Source organism: Cohnella soli, assembly GCF_042655525.1.
GTDB classification, from domain to species: domain Bacteria; phylum Bacillota; class Bacilli; order Paenibacillales; family Paenibacillaceae; genus Cohnella; species Cohnella soli.
Window position 1 is genome coordinate 378,127 of record NZ_JBHSMI010000029.1, and the last position, 20,144, is coordinate 398,270.

Genomic DNA, 20,144 nt, shown 5'->3' on the forward strand with positions numbered 1-20,144 from the left:
TATACTCCTTAGGATGACGTGAATCGTCCGAACAGCCGCATTATGCAAATACAGGGTCCTTGAACTGAGCCAGCTTCGCTTTGGAATCCTTGTCCACATCAGCGTGCAGGCTGTTGCCGTGCGCGTCCATCGTCACGATCGCGGCGAAGCCTTCAACTTGCAAATGCCACATCGCTTCTGGAATGCCGAATTCCATAAAATCGACACCGTTCACGTTCTTAATGCATTCTGCATAATATTGCGCCGCGCCGCCGACTGCATTCAAATATACGCCGCCGTGTTCCTGCAACGCCTTTAACGTCTTCGGTCCCATGCCGCCTTTGCCGATCACCGCGCGTAAACCGAATTTTTTCATAATGTCGCCTTGATAAGGTTCCTCGCGAATGCTCGTCGTCGGCCCCGCTGCCTTCACATGCCAGCCCGCCTCGTCTTTCAGCATGACCGGTCCGCAGTGATAGATGACGCCGCCGTTCAGGTCGAGCGGCGCATCGTGATCCATCAAGTGCTTATGCAGCGCATCGCGTCCCGTATGCATTTCGCCGTTCAGAATAACGACGTCGCCGACTTTTAAGCTGCGTACGTCCTCTTCGGTCAACGGCATTTGCAACACGACTTCACGCGCTTTCTCCGTTGCTTCCCCGCCTTCGTTTGCACTTGGCGTCTCCGCTTCGTTCGTCATCGCGATACCAGTGCCGCTCTCGTAGATCCATTCCTTGATCTCGTGCGACGTGCCGTCGAGAAGCACACCCTGGCGGCGATAAGCCCAGCAATTATAGGCGACGGAGACGAAAAAGCTCGCCGGCAGCCGGTTCATAACCCCGACTTTGCAGCCTAGCAGAGTCACGTTGCCGCCGAAGCCCATTGTGCCGATGCCGAGTTGGTTCGCTTTATCGAGAATATAGTCTTCGAGTTGCGCAAGCTCGGCAATCGGATTAACGTCCTCGATGTGGCGGAACAATTGTTGCTTCGCCAGCTCGTACCCCGTTGTCCGATCTCCGCCGATGCCCACGCCAATGAACCCCGCGCTGCAGCCTTGACCTTGCGCTTGGTATACCGCGTGCAACACGCATTTACGAATGCCGTCCAGATCGCGTCCGGCTTTGCCAAGTCCTTCGATTTCCGTCGGCAAGCTATACTGAATGTTCTTATTCTCGCAACCGCCGCCCTTTAGTATGAGCCGAACGTCAATTTCGTCGCGTTCCCATTGTTCGAAATGGATAACCGGCGTCCCGGGACCGAGATTGTCGCCCGTGTTCGCCCCCGTCAGCGAGTCAACGGAGTTCGTGCGCAGTTTGCCGTCTTTCGTCGCCCGGGCAATGGCCTCGCGAATTTCTTTCTTCATGACGATCTGGTTCGCGCCTACCGGCGTATGGACGATAAATGTCGGCATGCCGGTGTCTTGGCAGATCGGAGATACGTTACATTCCGCCATCTCGATATTCTGCGCGATCGTGGACAACGACAAGCCCGCCCTCGTCGCGCGGTCCTCGGCCTCGCGGGCTTTCGTTATCGTACGGCGGACGTCCGCCGGAAGGTTAGTGGAAGTTTCCACGATCAGTTGATAGACGCTTTGTTCGAATACAGAAGCCATAATTGCTGTTTCCCCTCTCTGTTCGATGTACCTCATTCCATTATATAATACTATAATGACGAGCGGCGAGCGAAAAGGAGTCCGTATGATGGCAAATCATTTTTTGGCGTATTTGTATCGGCTGCAACATATCGAAAGATGGAGTTTGATGAGAAACACGAGTTCCGAGAACGTTGCCGAGCATTCGTACCATGTGGCCATTCTCGCGCATGCGCTTGGTAATATTGCACGGGAAATATTCCATAAGGACATCAATCCAGACGAAGCGGCAGCGTACGCCTTGTTTCACGATGCGACCGAAGTGTTCACCGGAGATATTCCGACACCTGTCAAGCATCATAATCCGCGCATTCTGGCGAATTTCCGCGAAATAGAGGAACTGGCTGCCGAGCGTTTGATCGCGACCGTTCCGCTCGAATTGAAGTCCAGGTACGAGCCTCTTTTCGGCCGAAAACCGGCAAACCCGGACTTGCAGCGCCTTCTGAAAGCTGCCGACCTGCTCGATGCCTACTTGAAATGTATCAGCGAACTATCCGCTGGCAATCATGAGTTCGAGACGGCGCGCAAACAGAGCGCGGAGAAACTTAACGCGCTCGGAATGCCCGAAGTCGAGTGGTTTCTTACGAATCTCGCACCCGCTTTCGAGAAGACGCTTGACGAACTGACCGAGATCGAAGCTAACGAAGATCAGGTTTAAATCCCTTATCCCGTTACCTCGATGGCAAACGCATAGCTCGAGGAATTCTCGGATATTCTCTTCTCAACATCTTTCATCCACCAGACGGACAAACCGAAGTAATAAATACCAGGTTCAGTCGGAGCGACAAAAGAATCGCCGTCCAGCTTCACGTCTACTACGGAACCATCCGTCTCGAACAACGAAACATGCGTCTCCGATGCTGTCGGCGGTTTCGTTGCGAACGCGAATTCGATTGTCGCACCTGGAGCGACTTTCGTTGTAGGTTTATCCTTCAACATACCCGCCGGCGAAGCATAATCCGCGCATTCCGATTTTACTTGACCGTTCACGGCTTGGCCGCTCCAACAATACGAGCTCTGCATGACGGTAATCGCTGTTTGCCCCGCGACGACCGACGGCAGCGGCGGTTTGTCTCCGAACGGCTCGTAGCCGTCCTCAGTTGCCGCAGTCCGATCCACACCCGAATCGGCCACAGCTACATTGATCGACTGCTCGTTTCCGCTTTGCGTCAACTCCACGATCCACTGTTTCTTCTCGCCGTCGTAACCGACTTGCTTTACGGCAGGCACTTCATACTTCTCCGCCCGCTCATCCACAAGCGCACGGTGAATCGCTTCTGCTTCCGTCAGCTTCGCTCCTTCCGGCGTTGTCGTTGCCTTGAGCACGCTGACGCTGGCTGCGACTCCTTGCGCTGGATAACTTTCAGCGATTGCGCCTGCGGGCATCACGTCGACCCGCTGTCCGATCTGTATGTCATCCGGCGCTTTCGCGAACCAGATCGCTTCGTGATAATGCTGAGCGCCGCCGGAGCCAAAATTGCGCTCCGCAGGGCTGACGACCAATATTCGTCCATCTTCCTTTTTCACGACATAGCCGGCAAAACTCACACCTGTTCCCGACGTCTTCGCAATTGGTTTATATGCCTTCTCCTGCTTGTTCCCACAGGCGGCTAGCGCAACGGCCACCGTCAAAGCAAGCAGCGCGACGAGCGTTAATTGGGTAAACTTCATCCGAACGCCTCCTTATCCTCTTGCCTTACTGACGAGGATAAGCGTCCGAATGTTTCGGCATTAACTCAGTCGGACATCGCCACGGCTACGCGCTTTAATACTTTGTATTGCCCGAAACCCGCCAACAGAAGCAGCACGGCGAGCATCGTAAATAGCGTTTCTCCGTTCGCCCATACCAGAATTGCGCCACCAGCGATCGGTCCTAAACCACGCGATAGCATTTGGCTAGAACCGTACACCGAGAAATAAAATCCTCTCTGCTCCTCCGGTGCCAATAGCGAAACCGCCTTCTGCATGTGAGGCCCATTAACCATTTCACCGATCGTGAAGGCAAACTCTACAAGGAATAGCAGCACGACGACATTGGTATATCCATATCCAATCGCGACAAGCGCAAACACCCCGTAAGAACAGCCGATCAGAACACTGGACGCCATTGCTTCCGTTTTTTTGGCAATCCAAATTTGCAGAGCGATAACCATCAGGCCGTTAAAAGCTAGAATAGCTGCAAGAACGGTTTTGAAATGCTCGAAATTCGTCTGCAAATGCAAAGGGAAAGTCGATTCCACCTGCGCGTACAACAGACCGACCGGCAAGCTAAATAACGTCAAAGTAACAAGCGTCCGGTGTTGCTTCCATGAAAACTTCGTTCTGCTTGAACTGAGTGCGGCATGACTAACCGCTTTCCCGCCGACTTTAAGCGGCGCCGTCTCCGGCAGCTTAAGCCACACGAGCAGCATATAAGCGACGTAGGACAGTGCCGACAACAAGAACACGGCCGATGGATTCCACGAAAACATAAGTAATCCGAGAACCGGCCCAACTGCCGCTCCGACATTAAATGCGGTATGAAGCAACGCGAATATTTCCGCCCTTTTATTCGCCGTTACCATATCGGTCATCTGAGCGTTTGCCGCCGGCATATACAACGCGAATCCGATGCCGTTCACAATCGAGATAAGCGCATAATGCCATGCTTCTTCTGCGAATACGTAACCGACCATACATAACATCTGCAGCGCCAGCGCGATCATCATGAGCGGTTTCCTGCCGAAGCGGTCGCTCCATCCGCCGCCGAACCAATTCACGAAAAGTCCGCACAGCGGTTGCAAGCCAACGATAAGCATCGGCAATATAACGGAGCTTGCCAACTTGTCGTACAAATAGAGAACGAGGAACGGACGTATCATGAAACCTGTAATTGTTGTAAGCGCCACGCCTAATACACGTATCCATATGCCGCTATCGTAACGACCGAACACACTTGTTAACCATCTTTTTTCCATTGAAGCATCGCCCATTCCCGAAAAGATTTCCCCATTATAACACAGCGGATTCGGGCGGAAATAAGCAAATAACCCCAATCACGTTATCGTGAGAGGGGCTTATCGCATTGTTGCCTGGATTAGACTTTGAAAGTCGGATTCGACATCAACCAAATGATGACGAGGAAAATCACGAAAATAAGTGCGCTGATCACCTGTACGCGAGAAATATCGGAGCTTGCGCTCTCGCCCTTCACAGAGGCAGCTGCGATACGCTTCAACGGTGCCTGCACGATACCGGACAAAGCGCCGACCGCAACAAACAGAACAATCACCGCGATCATCCAGCCTACCGCGTATTTCGCTCCGCCTTCTGCATTAGAGATGAGGTAACCGCCCGTAAGCAATTGGAGAACAAGCGCGTATTGCCCGATTCGGCCCCCGGAAATAAGACCGCTTGCGAGACCCTCTTGGGCCGCTCCCGAAAGTTGTTTGAATTTGCCGACGACGAACGGAAGAATCGCATAGATTCCCATCCCGACCGCGCCGATGATGTGCAAGAAAATCATAAACGTGTACATGTCATTCCCTCCAGTCGATTCGCTAGGACAACTTTAGTATACACAAATTATGCCACTGAGCAAATTCCGAATCTTGAAAAATCATGCAGGAGCAAAAGAGGGAGCCCGCTGGCTTCCCTCTGGCTCCCTTTCGACTGCACAGGCGCTCAGCGCTTATGCATTCTCCACGATTTTGATTACGCTTCGTACCGATTCGGCGGACTTATCAAGAGCCGCTTTCTCTTCGCCCGTCAATTCGATTTCGATTATTTTCTCGATACCATCGCCGCCAAGGACAGCCAGAACGCCCATGAACAGGTTATCGTAACCGTACTCTCCTTGCAGCAACGCGATAATCGGCAAAATGCGTTTCTTGTCTTTCAAAATCGCTTCCGTCATCTGCACGAGGGAAGCGGCCGGGGCATAATACGCGCTGCCATTCCCGAGCAGGTTGACGATTTCTCCGCCGCCTACGCGAGTACGCGCCACGATGGTGTCGATCTTCTCTTTAGGTAGCAGCTTCTCGACCGGAATGCCGCCGATTGTCGTGTAACGAACAAGTGGGACCATGTCGTCGCCATGGCCGCCCAGAACGACGCCTCGTACATCTTCAACGGACACGTTGAGCGCTTCTGCCAGGAACGTGTTATAACGTGCGGTATCGAGAACGCCGGACTGGCCGATCACACGATTTTTCGGAAAACCGAGCGCCTTGTTCGCCACGTAAGTCATCGCGTCGACAGGGTTGGAAAGAATAATAACGTAAGTGTTAGGGCTCGTTGCCTTGACATTCTCGCATACCGATCTCACGATTCCTGCATTCGTATTCACGAGATCGTCCCGGCTCATGCCCGGTTTACGAGCGATGCCGGCCGTTATGATGACGACGTCGGAATTGGCGGAGTCCTCGTAGTTGGCCGTGCCGACGATGCGGGAGTCGATACCTTGAACCGGCGTCGATTCCATCATATCGAGCGCTTTGCCTTTCGTCGGGTTCTCGAGCTGTGGAATGTCGAGCAGTACGACGTCTCCCAATTCCTTCTGAGCCAGCATAAGCGCGGTCGTCGCACCTGTGAAGCCGGCACCTACAACCGTAATTTTCGCGCGTTTGATTGCCATCGTTATGTCCTCCTTTAATCGTCCCCGATGGACTTTTGCAAGTCCCCCGTCTCATTGTTCACATGAAGGCGCAATCGCAAAACAAAATTGCAAAAATACAGCAAATACTTGTACATATGCGAACAGTCTCTTCAAAAGTACCGTTTTTGCTTAAAATAATTGATCCACTATGACGTCTTCGTTAGCGCCGCTCGTATCAGCTCTGCCGTATGGTTCGCATTGACGTTCTCGAACACGAACTCACACTTGCTTCTATAGGTAACCTCATCGGAATAGTGCTCCAGATAACGATCTATGACTTCGAATGACACGCCTTTGCTTTCCAAACGCTCGCGCATCGTTGTTTTGTCTACGTATATAAAAATTCTAACCGCAAGGCCGACGAATTGTTTGACGATGGCATCTGCACCGACGCGGTTTAGTACGAGATAGACGCTCTTGCCAGCCGCGTTGGCGGCTTCCAATTCGTGGTGCAGCACCCCGTAACGGTTGCCGTCGATGTCCGCAGTTTGCGCGAACTTCCCTTCCTTATCCCACGCATCGAATTGCTCGCGACTCACATAACGATAATCCTCATCCGGAAGAGAAGGATTTCTTGGCGCTCGGGTCGTGCAGGATCGAACAAAGGTCCATCCGAGCTCGCCTCCGACTTTGCGGGCAATCGTCTTGCGCCCCGCGCCGCTCGTTCCCGTGAAAATATAGATGGATGGCCTAGACATGCAAGCGCCTCCTCTCGTTATAACCTATATATCGGTAAAATTTTGCAGGTTTGAGATAGGAAACGGGCCTGATACGCACGAAACCGCCTCACTAGGATGGCGGTTTCGTCGAGTGCTCTTATTTGAATCTCCCGTGAAAGGAAACTTAGAAGTTCTTGATGATCTCGTCAGCGAATGCCGAGCATTTCACTTCTGTCGCGCCTTCCATCAGACGAGCGAAGTCATAAGTAACAACTTTGTTGTTGATCGATTTTTCGAGACCTTTATAGATCAGGTCAGCCGCTTCTTGCCAGCCGAGGTGCTCGAACATCATAACGCCGGACAAGATAACGGAGCCCGGGTTTACGACGTCTTTGTCCGCGTATTTCGGAGCAGTACCGTGAGTTGCTTCGAAGATCGCGTGACCGGTAGCATAGTTGATGTTGGCGCCTGGAGCGATGCCAATGCCGCCGACTTGAGCAGCCAAAGCGTCGGACAAGTAGTCGCCGTTCAAGTTCAACGTCGCAATAACATCAAAATCCGTAGGACGAGTTAATACTTGTTGCAGAGCGATGTCTGCGATCGCGTCCTTGATCAAGATGCGGCCAGCGTCAAGCGCAGCCTTCTGGGAAGCGTTAGCCGCTTCTTCGCCTTGCTCTGCTTTCACGCGGTCATACTCGGACCAAGTGTATACTTTGTCGCCGAACTCTTGCTCAGCCACTTCGTAACCCCAGTTTTTGAACGCGCCTTCCGTGAACTTCATGATGTTGCCTTTGTGCACGAGCGTAACGGACTTGCGGCCGTGTTTAATGGCATATTCGATCGCCGCGCGAACGAGGCGTTTCGAACCTTCTTCGGAAACAGGCTTAATACCGATACCGGAAGTTTCAGGGAAACGGATTTTGTTAACGCCCATTTCCTTTTGCAGGAACTCAAGCACTTTTTTCACTTGCTCGGTGCCGGATTGATACTCGATGCCTGCATAGATGTCTTCCGTATTTTCGCGGAAAATGACCATGTCTACAAGCTCAGGGCGTTTTACCGGGGAAGGTACGCCGTCGAAGTAACGAACCGGGCGCAAGCACACATACAGATCGAGCTCTTGACGAAGCGCTACGTTCAAAGAACGGATGCCGCCGCCGATTGGCGTCGTCAAAGGACCTTTGATCGCGATGATCATTTCGCGGATCGCAGTCAGCGTGTCGGCAGGAAGCCACTCGCCGTAAGAATTGAATGCTTTTTCGCCTGCGAACACTTCGTACCAAGCGATTTTTTTCTCGCCGTTGTAAGCTTTCTCTACCGCTGCGTCAAGCACGCGTTTGGAAGCTTTCCAGATGTCGCGGCCCGTGCCGTCGCCTTCGATAAATGGAATGATCGGATTGTTAGGAACGTTAAGAACGCCGTTTGTTACCGTAATTTTCTCACCGGAAGTCGGTGCTGCGAATTTTTCGAGTTGCATGCGTATTCTCCTCCAGATTTAGGTCGATTTGTTGTCGTAAGAAACCGGCGTCTTGACGCCTTCAAAGGCGAAGGGAACAAGCCGCCGGATAGCTTCGTGTCGAAGAGGTAGTTCAAAAAGTCCGATGTTGATCACGAAGTGAGTCAGGGAGCTAATTCGGCATCGAATCTTGAATGCTGCACGGAACTTCCGGTGCTCACGTAGGTTTGCCTACGCTCCGCTCCTCATTCCCGTGCTTCATCCAACCTTCTCGGTGCTGAACATCGAACTTTTTGAACACGACTTAACCGCGTTCCGAGATCGGAACGTAATGCTGGTCTACCGGCCCGACGTATTCGGCGCGCGGACGGATCAGACGATTGTCTACGTATTGCTCGAGAATGTGCGCGCTCCAGCCGGATACGCGGCTGATGGCGAAGATCGGCGTGAACAAGTCGCGCGGAATGCCGAGCATCGTATAGCAAGATGCGGAGTAGAAGTCGACGTTCGGCTTCAAACCTTTCTGGCCGGTTACGAGTTCTTCGATCTTGATCGACATTTCGTACAATTCCATGTTGCCTTTCAGCTCGCCGAGCTGGCGGGACATTTGCATCAAATGTTTGGCGCGCGGATCGCCGTTTTTGTAAACGCGGTGTCCGAAGCCCATAATTTTCTCTTTGTTGTCGAGCTTGCGCTGGATGTACGATTCTACGTTAGCCAACGAACCGATCTCGTCCAACATGACCATGACCGCTTCATTGGCACCGCCATGCAGCGGACCTTTGAGCGCGCCGATCGCCGACGTAACGCCGGAATAAATGTCGGACAACGTTGCCACGGTTACGCGAGCGGCGAACGTGGAAGCGTTCAGCTCGTGATCGGCGTGCAGCACGAGCGCTCTATCCATCGCTTGTATCGCAACGGCCGCAGGCTCTTCGCCTGTCAGCATGTAAAGGAAGTTGTGCGCGACGCCTACGCCTTTCTTCGGTGCGATCGGCTCTTTGCCTTCACGAATGCGAGCATATGCCGCAACGATCGTAGGCAATTGCGCTTGCAGCTTCACCGCTTTGCGGGCGTTCGCTTCCGGGCTCATATCGTTCGCTTCGCTGTCATAGAGCGCGAGGCTCGACACTGCCGTACGGAGCGCCGCCATGGAATTACTTCCCTTCGGATACAGGCGCAAACCGGCGATCACATCATCGGGAAGCGCTGCATACTCGCTTAATTCCGCGATCAGCCCGTCCAGTTCCGATTGCGTCGGAAGCTTGCCATGCCAAAGCAAATAAGCGACTTCTTCAAACGTAGCTTTCTCGGCCAGTTCGTCGATGTTGATCCCTTGGTAAGTGAGAACGCCATCGATGATGGAACTGATGGACGATTTCGCCGCTACGATTCCTTCAAGCCCTTTCGTTGCCGTCATATCTATCTCTCCTTTATCGTCGTAATTCGGTTCCGCCTGCTTGTCTCGAGTGGACGCATATGCGGCTCCGAAAACAGTCTGCGCGAGAGCAAGAAGCTACGATATCACAATAATGAACGTAAACCGCGATTTCTTTCGCTTTTTCTGACCTTTTTTAATGATAATCGATTTTTACAGGGAATGGAACCGACCGGGACATAAAAATGCTTTATCGGCATCATAACGAATCGTTCTTGATCGGACCTCTATAGATGATGCGCCGAAACCGTATATTTATTCCATTCTGCTGGATGTGATACAATGGAGCGAAGAAAAACCGGATTTCGCTCGGCTGGAGGTCGAACTCGTGCAACATCCCGTCAATCAAGTCACCGGCATTATCGACATCGGTTCGAATACCGTCCGGCTGTCCGTCTACCATATTAATGAGAACGGCGCATACCGCGTCGTTGATCAAGGACGTTGGCCCGCACGCCTGAGCGAGCGGATGAGTTCCGATGGCACCCTTCCGGATTCCGCCGTAGACGAACTTTGCGAAGTGATGCGCCATTTCAAACGCATCTGCCAGAAACACGGGGCTAGTCGGATACGCGCTGTCGCGACGGCGGCCATCCGCCAAGCCGGCAACCGGGATGCGGTCATCGAGAAACTTCGCAAAAACGCCGGACTTTCCATCGAAATTTTGTCCGGAGAAGACGAAGCGCGCATCGGAACCCAAGCGATGTTAAATAGCTTAAGCGTTCGCGATGCATTTGTCGTTGATATCGGCGGCGGCAGCACGGAAATTACCCTAGTGCGGGATCGGAAAGTCGTGTCCGCCGTATCGTTTCCTATCGGTTGCGTCAACGTAGCCGGTCGATTCGGTCTTGGTGCTTCCCCTGTCTCGCCGACCGTCCTGACGGAAATCCAAACGGAGGCACGGCGTCTTTTCTCCCGCGAGAAATGGATTTCCCAGCACCACGGTTTGCCGCTTATCGGTCTTGGCGGTACAGTTCGCGCACTGGCCAAACTTCATCAACGCCAGACGAATTACCCGTTCCCCTATTTGCACGGTTACGAGCTGGACAAGCCAGCACTCGCTTCGACGCTCGGCAAACTTGCCAACGTGTCCGTAAGCCAAAGGCGTAAAATGCCTGGCTTGTCTAAAGATCGAGGGGAAGTTATCGTTCCCGGCATGGCGATCTTGCTCGCCGTCGTCCAACAGACGCAAGCCGACAAAGTCGTCGCTTGCGGCGCCGGTCTCCGGGACGGTCTGTTCTTCGAGACGTGCCTTCCGCATAACGAGTCGCAAGCCGATAATTACGCGCTCGAAGAGAGCATTCGGAACTTGACCGCTTTGTACCCCGCCGCACCCGCAGGGCACTTGCAACAAGTTCGCAAGCTCGCGCTCGCCTTGTACGATCCGTTGTCCGCGAGAACTTCAATGCCCGAGTCGTCCCGTACGTTGCTTGATGCCGCTTCGAGACTATTTAAGATCGGTGCGGTAATCGACTTCAACGATTGCGCGAATCATACGTTCTACATGCTTCTTCACACGCACTGGAACGGCCTTTCCCACCGGGAAATGCTTATGACTGCCGCCATCGCGGCCTACCGCGGTGCGAACACGCTTCGGCGCAAGCTGGCACCTTACCGTTCCATCATCCGCAACGGAGATGTTCAGATCATTACCAAGCTTGGCTCCTTGCTGCAACTGGCAGCCGCGCTCGACCGCAGCGAATCGCAGGCGATCACCTCGCTTGACCTCGCGATCAAAGGCAACAAACTTCGGCTGCTCGCTACCGCGGCCCATTCGCTTCCCGTCGAGAAGACGGAAGTCGACGGCATGGCCAAAGAAATCAAAAAAAATTGGGGGATTACTCCCGAACTTCAAGTTCGAGTCAAATAATCCCCCGTTCGCCTTCTCCTCACTTATTTCCTCGATGCCAGCACTGCGCCTGCCGATTTCCAGAGAGGGATATCTCCCGCAAGGAATTGGCTGCGCAGCGGCTCTTCGGCGCTCGTTACCTTCGCATAAGATCCCGTGGAAGACAGTTCTCTCGCCTTCTGATTATCCCGCAAGTTCATTTGAAGCAAATTCATCAGCATAAGCCGAATTCCCGGATCGTATACAGGGCACATCAATTCAACCCGGCGGCTCAAATTCCTCGTCATCCAATCCGCACTGGATATGTACACCTGCTCGTCTCCGCCGCCGGCGACCGCGAGAATTCTCGCGTGCTCCAAGTACCGGTCCACTATGCTAATGACCCGAATGTTCTCGCTTAATCCCGGCACGCCTGGACGCAAGCAGCACACGCCGCGGACAATGAGTTCAATCTTGACCCCTGCCTGGGAAGCTTCATACAGCTTGTCGATCATCGACTGGTTCGACAATGAGTTCATCTTGGCGATGACACGCGCCGGACGCCCAGCTTTTGCATGTTCGATTTCCGCATCGATCAGTTCGAACAGCCGCGGCCTAAGGCTGACCGGAGCCACCGCAAAGGCGGACCATAACCGCGGCGCGGAATACCCGGTCATCTCGTTAAACAATGCAGTCGCATCCGCCCCGATGTCCGGATGGCTCGTGAACAAGCCTGCGTCCGTATACAGACGTGCCGTATTCTCGTTATAATTGCCTGTCCCGACGTGCACATATCTTCTTAGCGTGTCCGCTTCCCGGCGAACGACAAGCGTTATTTTCGCATGCGTCTTCAAGCCGACAAGGCCATACACGACGTGGCATCCCGCTTTCTCAAGCTGTCTGGCCCACGCGATATTGCGCGCTTCGTCGAACCTCGCCTTGATCTCGACGACAACGGTTACTTGTTTGCCCGATTCCGCAGCCCGTGCGAGCGCCTGAATGAGCACTGAGTTCACGCTGACTCTATACAGCGTCATCTTGATCGCGAGTACATTTGGATCGTCAGCGGCCTCTAAAATGAAATCGTTGACGACTTCAAACGATTCGTAAGGGTGATAGACAAACACATCTTTCTCCCGCAGAACCGGTAAAATGTCGTCGGTTTCCTCGAATTCGACCGGGTAGACGGGTTCCTGCTTCGGATATCGCAAATGTTCGTAGTTCGGCAAAGATCCGGCGAACTTGGACAAGAAGCCAAGGTCGAGCGGTCCATCAATCTCATCCGATGTATCGTATTCCAATTCAAGTTCATCGCGGAGCAATTCCAGCGCGTCCCCATGCATGCCTTTCTCGATTTCGAGTCGAACCGGCAACCCTCTTCTGCGCCGGCGAAGTTCCTTCTCGATTTCCTGCAGCAAATCCTCCGAGCCTTCTTCATTCGGCGTCAAATCCGAATTGCGCGTCACTCGAAAGGCGTGAACGGCCTCCGTGCGAAACCCACTGAACAACAAGCCGATATGCTCCTTGATCAGGTCCTCAAGCAACAAATAGCTAAGCTTGCGGCTGTTTCTGCGCCCGGGCACAGGAACGGCGCGAGACAGAATCGACGGCACCTGCACGATTGCGCATACCGACTCTTCATCTTCCTCAGATCCCCGCCGCTCCTCTTGCTTCAGGACAACGGCCAAGTACAGCTCTTTGCTGTGCAATAACGGAAAAGGCCGGCTCTGGTCGACAGCCATCGGCGTCAATACCGGATAAACGATTTCATTAAAATAAGCGGTCATTGCATCTTTCTGATCTCCGTGCAAATCCCGGAACGTCGTGAGCGAAACGCCTTCTTTGGCAAGAAGTTTGAGCAATTCCCGATAAGTGCGGTATTGCTCCTTCACCATCATTGCCGTTCGTTTCATGAGTCGCTTGATCAAGCCTTGCGGCGTGTAGCCCGTAAAATCCGTCTTCGTGTACCCTGCTTTGCTTTGCGCCTGCAGACCGGCAACGCGAACGCTCATGAACTCGTCCAGATTGCTCTGTACGATCGACAAAAACTGAAACCGTTCGAGCAAAGGAGTTCCTGGGTCGACAGCCTCTTCCAACACCCGACGGTTGAACTCCAACCAGCTTAAATCGCGATTGATGTACTTTTTGGCACTAGACACGTTCATTCCCTCCCATCTCTATCATTATGTCGGTCGATTGTAAACGAGACGTTAACGAGAATTTAACGGAAAGTTAAAACAAACAAGTTCTTCGTTATTTATCGCTCAAAATCGTCAAAAGCCGAAGGGCCCTCCACGAAAAGTTAATCTCCCGCTCCGGAATAGCCGTTCCAGCCAGCGGTAAAGAAACAGTCTATACAACGGCCGAGTCGCCGGTATGATCATCGTTAATCCGACGATATCCGACAAGAAGCCCGGAATAATCAGTAGAATGCCTCCGGCAAGCACGCACACCCCATCGAGAAGCGTATGGCCTGGCGGCTCTCCCGCTTGCATTTGCTGTTGTGCCTGCGCCAGTACGCGCTTGCCTTCCGTACGAATAAGGCGCGTCCCGAGAAAGGCAGACAGCAATACGATCGCAAAAGTCGCCCAGCCTCCGATCCAACGACCAACCATATACATTCCCCATAATTCAAGCACGATCGCGATTAAGATCGGCGCCATCCATTTTCTTCTGATCTGCATTCGACGATTCCCCCTTATACAAAGGTCTACGCGAAGCTGCCCTTTTTCGTTTCCGCATTCCGATCTATTCGGGCAACTCGGACGATTCAGCGGACTCCGACGTCAGACCGGCTAACCGAACAAGCTTATCATACCAATCCGGAGCTTCCCGAGACAGACGGACGGGCTTCCAGCTCCCGTTCACCCAGACATGGCGCGTCCCGCCTGTCACAAGCAAAGTACCGAGCGGCTCATCGCCTTCATAACATGGTCCATATGTCTCGGTCTGATCCCCTTCGACAATGCGGGACTCAAACCGGACTCGCGCTCCCTTCATCTCGGACACCCGTGTGAACACCGTAATCCAATCGTCGTAAGCGGCTGGTTGCTTAAAAGAAGCTTCCACGTCGGTCACAGGAAGCAGCAGCCCTCGCTCTTCCATCTCCCGATAACTGATGCCCGCATGTCTGACCCATTCCGTTCTGCCGATCTCGAACCATGTCAAATAATTGGCATGGTAGACGACGCCCATCCGATCCGTTTCTTCATATCGAACACGCAACGGATGCAGAAACCATTTCCCCATATTCTGATCCCTCCTTTGGCATTTCTTTACGGAAAAGGGGTTGATATAAAAATCCCCCGCAGCGAATGCTGCGGGGAATTCGATTGATGTTGTCCAAACCTTACATCACTTTCGCTTGGCCGGAATAGATGACACCGTGCTCTGCGTAAATCGTCACTTCCATGCCGTCCTCCATTAAGGAAACGGCTTTGTCGACACCTACGACGACCGGAATGCCCAGATTCAAGCCGACGACAGCCGCATGGCATGTAATTCCGCCGCACTCGGTAATAACAGCCGCTGCTTTCTCGAAAGCAGGCATGTATTCCTTGTCCGTGGAAGGAGCAACGAGGATGGCTCCCTGAACCATTTTACGGTTCGCTTCTTCCGGCGAGTTGGCAATGACAACTTTACCGGTCGCGCTTTGCGAGCCAATGCCTTGGCCTTTGGCGATCAATTCGCCGACGTTGTGGATCTTGATCAAGTTCGTCGTACCGGAACGGCCAACCGGAACGCCAGCCGTAATGACGATCGTGTCGCCAAGATGGACGAAACCGGACTCCAAAGCGCCCTTGACGGCGATCTCGAACATTTCGTCCGTCGTTGATGCAGACACGCCCTTCACCGGAATGACGCCCCATACGAGCTGCAGACGACGAAGCACTTGCTCTTCCGGGGTAACGGCGATAATCGGTGCTTTTGGCTTATACTTGGACACCATACGAGCCGTATATCCACTCTCCGTAGACGTTACGATCGCTTTCGCGTCGAGGTCCAGCGCAGAATTCGCAACCGCTTGGCTGATTGCTTCTGTAACGGACGTTTGCTGCGCATTCGCCTGCTTCGTGAAAATCTCGCGATAGTGCAGCGCGGATTCCGCTTGCACTGCGATACGAGCCATCGTCTCTACCGATTCAGTCGGATATTTGCCCGCAGCCGTCTCTCCGGACAACATAATGGCGTCGGTGCCGTCGAAAATCGCGTTAAAGACGTCGGATGCTTCCGCACGCGTCGGGCGAGGATTGCGCTGCATGGAGTCGAGCATTTGCGTCGCAGTTATGACCGGCTTACCGGCACGGTTACACTTCTCGATCATCAGCTTCTGAACGAACGGTACTTGCTCTGCCGGAATTTCAACGCCGAGGTCTCCGCGCGCAACCATCAATCCGTCGGAAACTTCGAGAATTTCGTCGAGGTTGTCTACGCCTTGTTGGTTTTCGATTTTCGAAATGATTTGGATATGGCGGGCATCATGACGTTCGAGCAGCTCGCGAATTTCGAGCACGTCGCTTGCGCGGCGAACGAATGAAGCAGCAATGAAGTCGACGCCGATCTCGATGCCGAATTTGATGTCGCCGATATCTTTTTCCGTCAAGCCCGGCATCGAGATCGCGACGCCCGGAACGTTAACGCCTTTTTTGCTTTTGATCTGGCCGCTGTTGACGATTTGGCATTTGATTTCCGTACCTTGAATGTCAACAACCGTAAGCCCGATCAAACCATCGTCAATAAGGATCGTCGAACCGACATGAATGTCGCTCGGCAATTCTTTGTAAGTAACCGGAACACGATTGATGTCGCCGAGAATTTCTTCCGTCGTCAGAGTAATGTACTCGCCCTGGACGAGCTCAAGCGGCTCTTCCTTCAGCTTGCCTAGACGAATTTCGGGACCTTTCGTGTCAAGCAGAATGGCCACCGTTTTGTTCAATTCTTGCGAAGCTTGGCGAATCGCTTTAATCCGATTGCCATGCTCCTCGAAATCTCCGTGAGAGAAGTTGAGACGGGCAACATTCATGCCTGCCGAGATCAGCTTTTTCGTGTTCTCGAGCGATTCGCTGGAAGGGCCGATCGTACAGACAATTTTTGTTTTACGCATAATTTCTTTTTCCTCCGTTTACCTATCCATGGTCGCGTTGTATATTGGGCTATTCTAGGCGTGTCTGAATACTCGCTCAGGGGCGTCTTTCACCGCCTTTTCGCCCCCTGCTTCGTCACTTTTGCTTAACGTACCTCCGGTACGCCTTCACAAAAGTTCCTTGCATGGAACGAAAATTCGGCGAAATCTGCTGCCCTCGGAGTATTCAGACACGCTCTGGCCCTGCGGTACCGAAACGTCCAACCTTGCGGAACTTTTCGTACCGGTCTTCCCTCAGTTGGTCTGGCGTCAGCTTCACTAATTCCTGCAAGTGGCGCCATAACGTTTCCTTGATCGCTTCCGCTTGCTTCGCCTTATCGCGATGGGCGCCGCCTTGCGGTTCGGGAACAATCTCTTCGATAACACCGAACTGCAGCAAATGTTTCGCCGTAATTTTCATCGCTTCTGCCGCCTGATCCGCCTTGGAAGCATCCTTCCACAAAATCGAAGCAGCGCCGTTCGGAGAAATAACGGAATAAATCGCATTTTCAAGCATCAGGACGCGGTTTCCGACACCCAGCGCAAGAGCGCCGCCACTGCCGCCTTCCCCAATTACAAGACAAATGATCGGCACGCCGAACTGCGCCATCTCGAGCAGATTGCGCGCGATCGCTTCCGATTGGTTGCGTTCTTCAGCCGTATCTCCGGGATACGCCCCCTTCGTGTCGATGAACGTAATAATCGGACGGCCGAACTTGTTCGCTTGCCTCATGAAACGCAGCGCTTTGCGGAAGCCTTCCGGGTGGGGGCTGCCGAAAAAACGCTGAATGTTGTCCTTCGTATCTTTGCCGCGCTGGTGGCCGACAACTGTAACCGGAACGCCGTTCAGCTTCGCCAATCCGCCGACGATCGCTAAATCGTCCGCGAAGACGCGATCCCCGTGCAATTCGATAAAATCCGAAAATACGAGATTTATATAGTCCAAAGTTGTCGGGCGTTGATGATGGCGGGCCATGTGCATAATCTGGGCCGCGTTCATGTTCCCGTACACTTCGGCTTCCAACTGCTTGTAGCGTTCCTCAAGACGACCGATTTCATCGGAAAAATCGATTTGCTTCTCGGTTCCAAAATGTTTCAGTTCGTCGATCTTCTTGCGGAGTTCGGCGAGCGGCTTCTCAAAGGGAAGTTCACTGGACATCTGCCGGCTCTCCTTTCCCTGCATGCATGTCGAGTAGCTTCGTCAGCATTGTTTTCATATCTTTGCGGTGAACGACTTTATCCAATTGGCCATGCTTTAAGTTAAATTCGGCCGTCTGGAAATTGTCGGGCAACTTCTGGCGAATCGTCTGTTCGATAACGATACGTCCGGCGAAGCCGACGATCGCGCCGGGCTCGGCCAAAATATAATCTCCAAGGCTTGCAAAGCTGGCGGATACGCCGCCAAGCGTCGGATCCGTGAACACTGAAATAAACAAGCCGCCCTCCTGGTCGAACTTCGCCAGCGCCGCGCTCGTCTTGGCCATCTGCATCAAACTAAGAATACTCTCCTGCATCCGGGCTCCGCCGGAAGTGGAGAAACAGACGAAGGGCACCTTCTTCTCGGTGGCCCGTTCGATTGCGCGCGCGACTTTCTCTCCGACTACGGACCCCATACTGCCGCTGAAAAAGTCGAAGCTCATAACGCCGATGACGACCGGAAACCCGCCGATCTCGCCTTCGCCGGTGACAATGGCGTCATTCAGACCGGAGTTGGCCTTCTGCTGTTCCAGCTTGGAAGCATAACCCGGAAATTCGAGCGGATCCTCGGAAATCAAGTTTTCATCGATCTCAAAAAGACGCCCATCGTCGAGCGTCATCGCAATGCGCTCCCAGGCGTTCAAGCGGAAATGATGTCCGCAGGAAGAACAAATTTTCAAATTCTTCTCCAGTTCCTTGCTGAACTGGATCGTACCGCATTTCGGGCAACGGTTCATGAGCCCTTCGGGGATATCCCTTTTCGTCCGTTCCGAAGGAACGACGGCGTACTTTTTCTTCTGGAATAAATCCTTAAACACAACGACACCTCTCACTAGCGTTAAATGGCGACCGTCAAGCTATAGGTATCGAACTGGATTACAGGTGCAGAACACTTCCTAATACCTCTTGCACTTCCCGCACTTCGCCAGATGGGACCAATATTTCGTACTGCGGTTTCGTTAAGTTGATGGGGCGAACTTGTACGAGAAAACCTTCGTCGGTAAGACGCTTTTGTATCCGTTCGGCGATCTTAGCGGTCGGCGCGATGTAGATGACCGTCCACATGATGCGGTACCCCCAATATCAAGATCGTTCATTCGTTGCGACGGTTTAATAGTAAAAATAATACCATGAAAAGAATAAAGAAATCATAGCACACATCGCGTGAGACTAGCAACCAAACAGCGATGCAAACAGGGACGAGCGGTTGCGAGGATGGCGGAAAACATGGTGATTGGCGCTAATGATTTCTACGTGTTGATGCACGTTTATTGATGGCCTGCAAGAGGCGCATACTGCAGTGTGCTGTAGTTCGGGTTAGTCAGACTGACTTCCCGCTCGGAGCAGCCCGCACGCCCCCCGTCCCTACTCCAACGGCAACCAATCAATTACTTCAGCGATACGGGCATCCCAATATGCCCAGTTATGGTCCCCGGGACCTTCCCCGTAATTCAGAGGCAGTCCAAGTTCCAGAGCATAATCACGGAAACGAACGTTGTCCTCGTACAAGAAATCTTCGGTGCCGCATCGCTGATAAAGCAGCGGAATCGGCTTCTTGGCGACGACCCGCTCGGCAAGCGCGAACAAGTCGTTGCCGGATCCCGCGACGTCATCCGGTTGTCCTAAAGCAAGACGGATATCTCCACCGAACTCCTCTACGACGAGACGATGGACATCCAGCGCACCCGACAAACTCGCAGCAGCTGCGTAACGTTCCGGATGAGAGAGACCCAGCTTAAACGCGCCGTACCCCCCCATCGACAACCCGGCAACGAAGTTATGTTTGCGCTCCACGGACAAAGGGAAATAGGATCGAACGATGCGCGGCAATTCTTCGCTCACATATGTCCAATAAGCGCTTCCCGCCTTCATATCGGCATAGAAGCTGCGATTGACCGCCGGCATGACGACGGCTAGGCCCCTATTGGCCGCATAACGCTCAATAGACGTATTCCGGCACCATGTTGTGTGGTCGTCCGACAAACCGTGAAGCAACGTCAGCGTCGGTACAGGTCCCTTGATCGGCTGTGGAAGAATGACGTTCACGCTTACCTGGACTTGCAGCGCATCGGAAAAAAATTGACATTGAAATAAAGCCATCATTGCACGCTCCGATCAATGAAAAAGTGGAGAAAAGACTTATTAAATGTAACAGATCGTCCGCCTCTTTCAAAGCTT

18 protein-coding genes are annotated in these 20,144 nt (G+C 53.0%); 2 read left to right on the forward strand and 16 right to left on the reverse strand.

From position 1 onward, the window contains the following. Positions 1-40: 40 nt before the first annotated feature. Positions 41-1,591, reverse strand: a complete 1,551-nt coding sequence (locus tag ACFPOF_RS22075) for a fumarate hydratase (protein ID WP_378136670.1) — start codon at positions 1,589-1,591, stop codon at positions 41-43. A gap of 88 nt (positions 1,592-1,679) precedes the next feature. Here ACFPOF_RS22075 and yfbR point away from each other — a divergent pair, with 88 nt between their 5' ends. Next, positions 1,680-2,288 carry a 5'-deoxynucleotidase gene (gene yfbR, locus ACFPOF_RS22080; protein WP_378136672.1) on the forward strand — a complete coding sequence of 203 codons (609 nt, stop codon included), beginning with the start codon at positions 1,680-1,682 and terminating at the stop codon, positions 2,286-2,288. Between the two features lie 5 nt (positions 2,289-2,293). Here the strand turns inward: yfbR and ACFPOF_RS22085 are convergent, their stop codons facing one another. The 7 genes from ACFPOF_RS22085 to citZ form a co-directional block, all read right to left on the reverse strand. Further along, positions 2,294-3,301 carry a DUF3221 domain-containing protein gene (locus ACFPOF_RS22085; protein ID WP_378136674.1) on the reverse strand — a complete coding sequence of 336 codons (1,008 nt, stop codon included), beginning with the start codon at positions 3,299-3,301 and terminating at the stop codon, positions 2,294-2,296. A gap of 65 nt (positions 3,302-3,366) precedes the next feature. Next, on the reverse strand, positions 3,367-4,587 hold the full coding sequence (locus tag ACFPOF_RS22090; RefSeq protein ID WP_378136676.1) for an MDR family MFS transporter: 1,221 nt from the start codon (positions 4,585-4,587) through the stop codon (positions 3,367-3,369). 119 nt (positions 4,588-4,706) lie between these two features. Next, positions 4,707-5,147, reverse strand: a complete 441-nt coding sequence (locus ACFPOF_RS22095; protein ID WP_378136678.1) for a DUF2269 family protein — start codon at positions 5,145-5,147, stop codon at positions 4,707-4,709. Between the two features lie 153 nt (positions 5,148-5,300). Continuing rightward, a complete protein-coding gene (mdh, locus tag ACFPOF_RS22100; RefSeq protein ID WP_378136680.1) occupies positions 5,301-6,245 on the reverse strand; it encodes a malate dehydrogenase in 945 nt (314 codons plus the stop codon). Positions 6,246-6,412: 167 nt separating this feature from the next. After that, positions 6,413-6,964 (reverse strand): guanylate kinase, encoded by a 552-nt coding sequence (locus ACFPOF_RS22105; protein ID WP_378136682.1) that lies wholly within the window; start codon positions 6,962-6,964, stop codon positions 6,413-6,415. A gap of 145 nt (positions 6,965-7,109) precedes the next feature. Then, positions 7,110-8,402, reverse strand: coding sequence for an NADP-dependent isocitrate dehydrogenase (gene icd, locus ACFPOF_RS22110; RefSeq protein WP_378136684.1), 1,293 nt, complete (start codon positions 8,400-8,402; stop codon positions 7,110-7,112). Positions 8,403-8,685: 283 nt separating this feature from the next. Beyond that, the gene (citZ, locus tag ACFPOF_RS22115; RefSeq protein WP_378136686.1) at positions 8,686-9,801 is read right to left on the reverse strand and encodes a citrate synthase; all 1,116 of its coding nucleotides are present in this window, start codon (positions 9,799-9,801) and stop codon (positions 8,686-8,688) included. Positions 9,802-10,147: 346 nt separating this feature from the next. On the opposite strand from citZ, the gene ACFPOF_RS22120 reads away from it, so the two are divergent. Further along, entirely contained in the window at positions 10,148-11,689 is a 1,542-nt protein-coding gene (locus tag ACFPOF_RS22120; RefSeq protein ID WP_378136688.1) for a Ppx/GppA phosphatase family protein, read from the forward strand. Positions 11,690-11,712: 23 nt separating this feature from the next. On the opposite strand, the gene ppk1 is transcribed toward ACFPOF_RS22120, so the two are convergent. From ppk1 to ACFPOF_RS22160, 8 genes are all read right to left on the reverse strand, one after another. Next, positions 11,713-13,812: a polyphosphate kinase 1 gene (ppk1, locus tag ACFPOF_RS22125; protein ID WP_378136690.1), complete on the reverse strand. Its 2,100-nt coding sequence runs from the start codon at positions 13,810-13,812 to the stop codon at positions 11,713-11,715. A gap of 108 nt (positions 13,813-13,920) precedes the next feature. Continuing rightward, positions 13,921-14,331: an FxsA family protein gene (locus ACFPOF_RS22130; RefSeq protein ID WP_378136692.1), complete on the reverse strand. Its 411-nt coding sequence runs from the start codon at positions 14,329-14,331 to the stop codon at positions 13,921-13,923. Positions 14,332-14,395: 64 nt separating this feature from the next. Then, positions 14,396-14,896: an acyl-CoA thioesterase gene (locus ACFPOF_RS22135; protein ID WP_378136694.1), complete on the reverse strand. Its 501-nt coding sequence runs from the start codon at positions 14,894-14,896 to the stop codon at positions 14,396-14,398. Positions 14,897-14,996: 100 nt separating this feature from the next. Then, entirely contained in the window at positions 14,997-16,751 is a 1,755-nt protein-coding gene (pyk, locus tag ACFPOF_RS22140) for a pyruvate kinase (RefSeq protein ID WP_378136696.1), read from the reverse strand. A gap of 205 nt (positions 16,752-16,956) precedes the next feature. Continuing rightward, on the reverse strand, positions 16,957-17,928 hold the full coding sequence (locus ACFPOF_RS22145) for an acetyl-CoA carboxylase carboxyltransferase subunit alpha (RefSeq protein ID WP_378136698.1): 972 nt from the start codon (positions 17,926-17,928) through the stop codon (positions 16,957-16,959). Further along, entirely contained in the window at positions 17,918-18,784 is an 867-nt protein-coding gene (gene accD / locus ACFPOF_RS22150) for an acetyl-CoA carboxylase, carboxyltransferase subunit beta (protein WP_378136700.1), read from the reverse strand. The genes ACFPOF_RS22145 and accD overlap by 11 nt, the downstream gene beginning before the upstream one ends. Before the next feature lie 58 nt (positions 18,785-18,842). Beyond that, on the reverse strand, positions 18,843-19,031 hold the full coding sequence (locus ACFPOF_RS22155) for a glutamate decarboxylase (RefSeq protein WP_378136702.1): 189 nt from the start codon (positions 19,029-19,031) through the stop codon (positions 18,843-18,845). Positions 19,032-19,331: 300 nt separating this feature from the next. Next, positions 19,332-20,066, reverse strand: a complete 735-nt coding sequence (locus ACFPOF_RS22160) for an alpha/beta hydrolase (RefSeq protein ID WP_378137119.1) — start codon at positions 20,064-20,066, stop codon at positions 19,332-19,334. Positions 20,067-20,144 lie beyond the last annotated feature (78 nt).

Coding starts and splice junctions, on each gene's coding strand:
- mdh (WP_378136680.1), bottom strand. CDS start 6,245: ATGGCAATCAAACGCGCGAAAATTACGGTTGTAGGTGCCGGCTTCACA.
- ACFPOF_RS22135 (WP_378136694.1), bottom strand. CDS start 14,896: ATGGGGAAATGGTTTCTGCATCCGTTGCGTGTTCGATATGAAGAAACG.
- ACFPOF_RS22095 (WP_378136678.1), bottom strand. CDS start 5,147: ATGTACACGTTTATGATTTTCTTGCACATCATCGGCGCGGTCGGGATG.
- citZ (WP_378136686.1), bottom strand. CDS start 9,801: ATGACGGCAACGAAAGGGCTTGAAGGAATCGTAGCGGCGAAATCGTCC.
- ACFPOF_RS22155 (WP_378136702.1), bottom strand. CDS start 19,031: ATGTGGACGGTCATCTACATCGCGCCGACCGCTAAGATCGCCGAACGG.
- ACFPOF_RS22075 (WP_378136670.1), bottom strand. CDS start 1,591: ATGGCTTCTGTATTCGAACAAAGCGTCTATCAACTGATCGTGGAAACT.
- icd (WP_378136684.1), bottom strand. CDS start 8,402: ATGCAACTCGAAAAATTCGCAGCACCGACTTCCGGTGAGAAAATTACG.
- ACFPOF_RS22160 (WP_378137119.1), bottom strand. CDS start 20,066: ATGGCTTTATTTCAATGTCAATTTTTTTCCGATGCGCTGCAAGTCCAG.
- ACFPOF_RS22090 (WP_378136676.1), bottom strand. CDS start 4,587: ATGGAAAAAAGATGGTTAACAAGTGTGTTCGGTCGTTACGATAGCGGC.
- ACFPOF_RS22105 (WP_378136682.1), bottom strand. CDS start 6,964: ATGTCTAGGCCATCCATCTATATTTTCACGGGAACGAGCGGCGCGGGG.
- ACFPOF_RS22145 (WP_378136698.1), bottom strand. CDS start 17,928: ATGTCCAGTGAACTTCCCTTTGAGAAGCCGCTCGCCGAACTCCGCAAG.
- pyk (WP_378136696.1), bottom strand. CDS start 16,751: ATGCGTAAAACAAAAATTGTCTGTACGATCGGCCCTTCCAGCGAATCG.
- ACFPOF_RS22130 (WP_378136692.1), bottom strand. CDS start 14,331: ATGCAGATCAGAAGAAAATGGATGGCGCCGATCTTAATCGCGATCGTG.
- ACFPOF_RS22085 (WP_378136674.1), bottom strand. CDS start 3,301: ATGAAGTTTACCCAATTAACGCTCGTCGCGCTGCTTGCTTTGACGGTG.
- yfbR (WP_378136672.1), top strand. CDS start 1,680: ATGGCAAATCATTTTTTGGCGTATTTGTATCGGCTGCAACATATCGAA.
- ppk1 (WP_378136690.1), bottom strand. CDS start 13,812: ATGAACGTGTCTAGTGCCAAAAAGTACATCAATCGCGATTTAAGCTGG.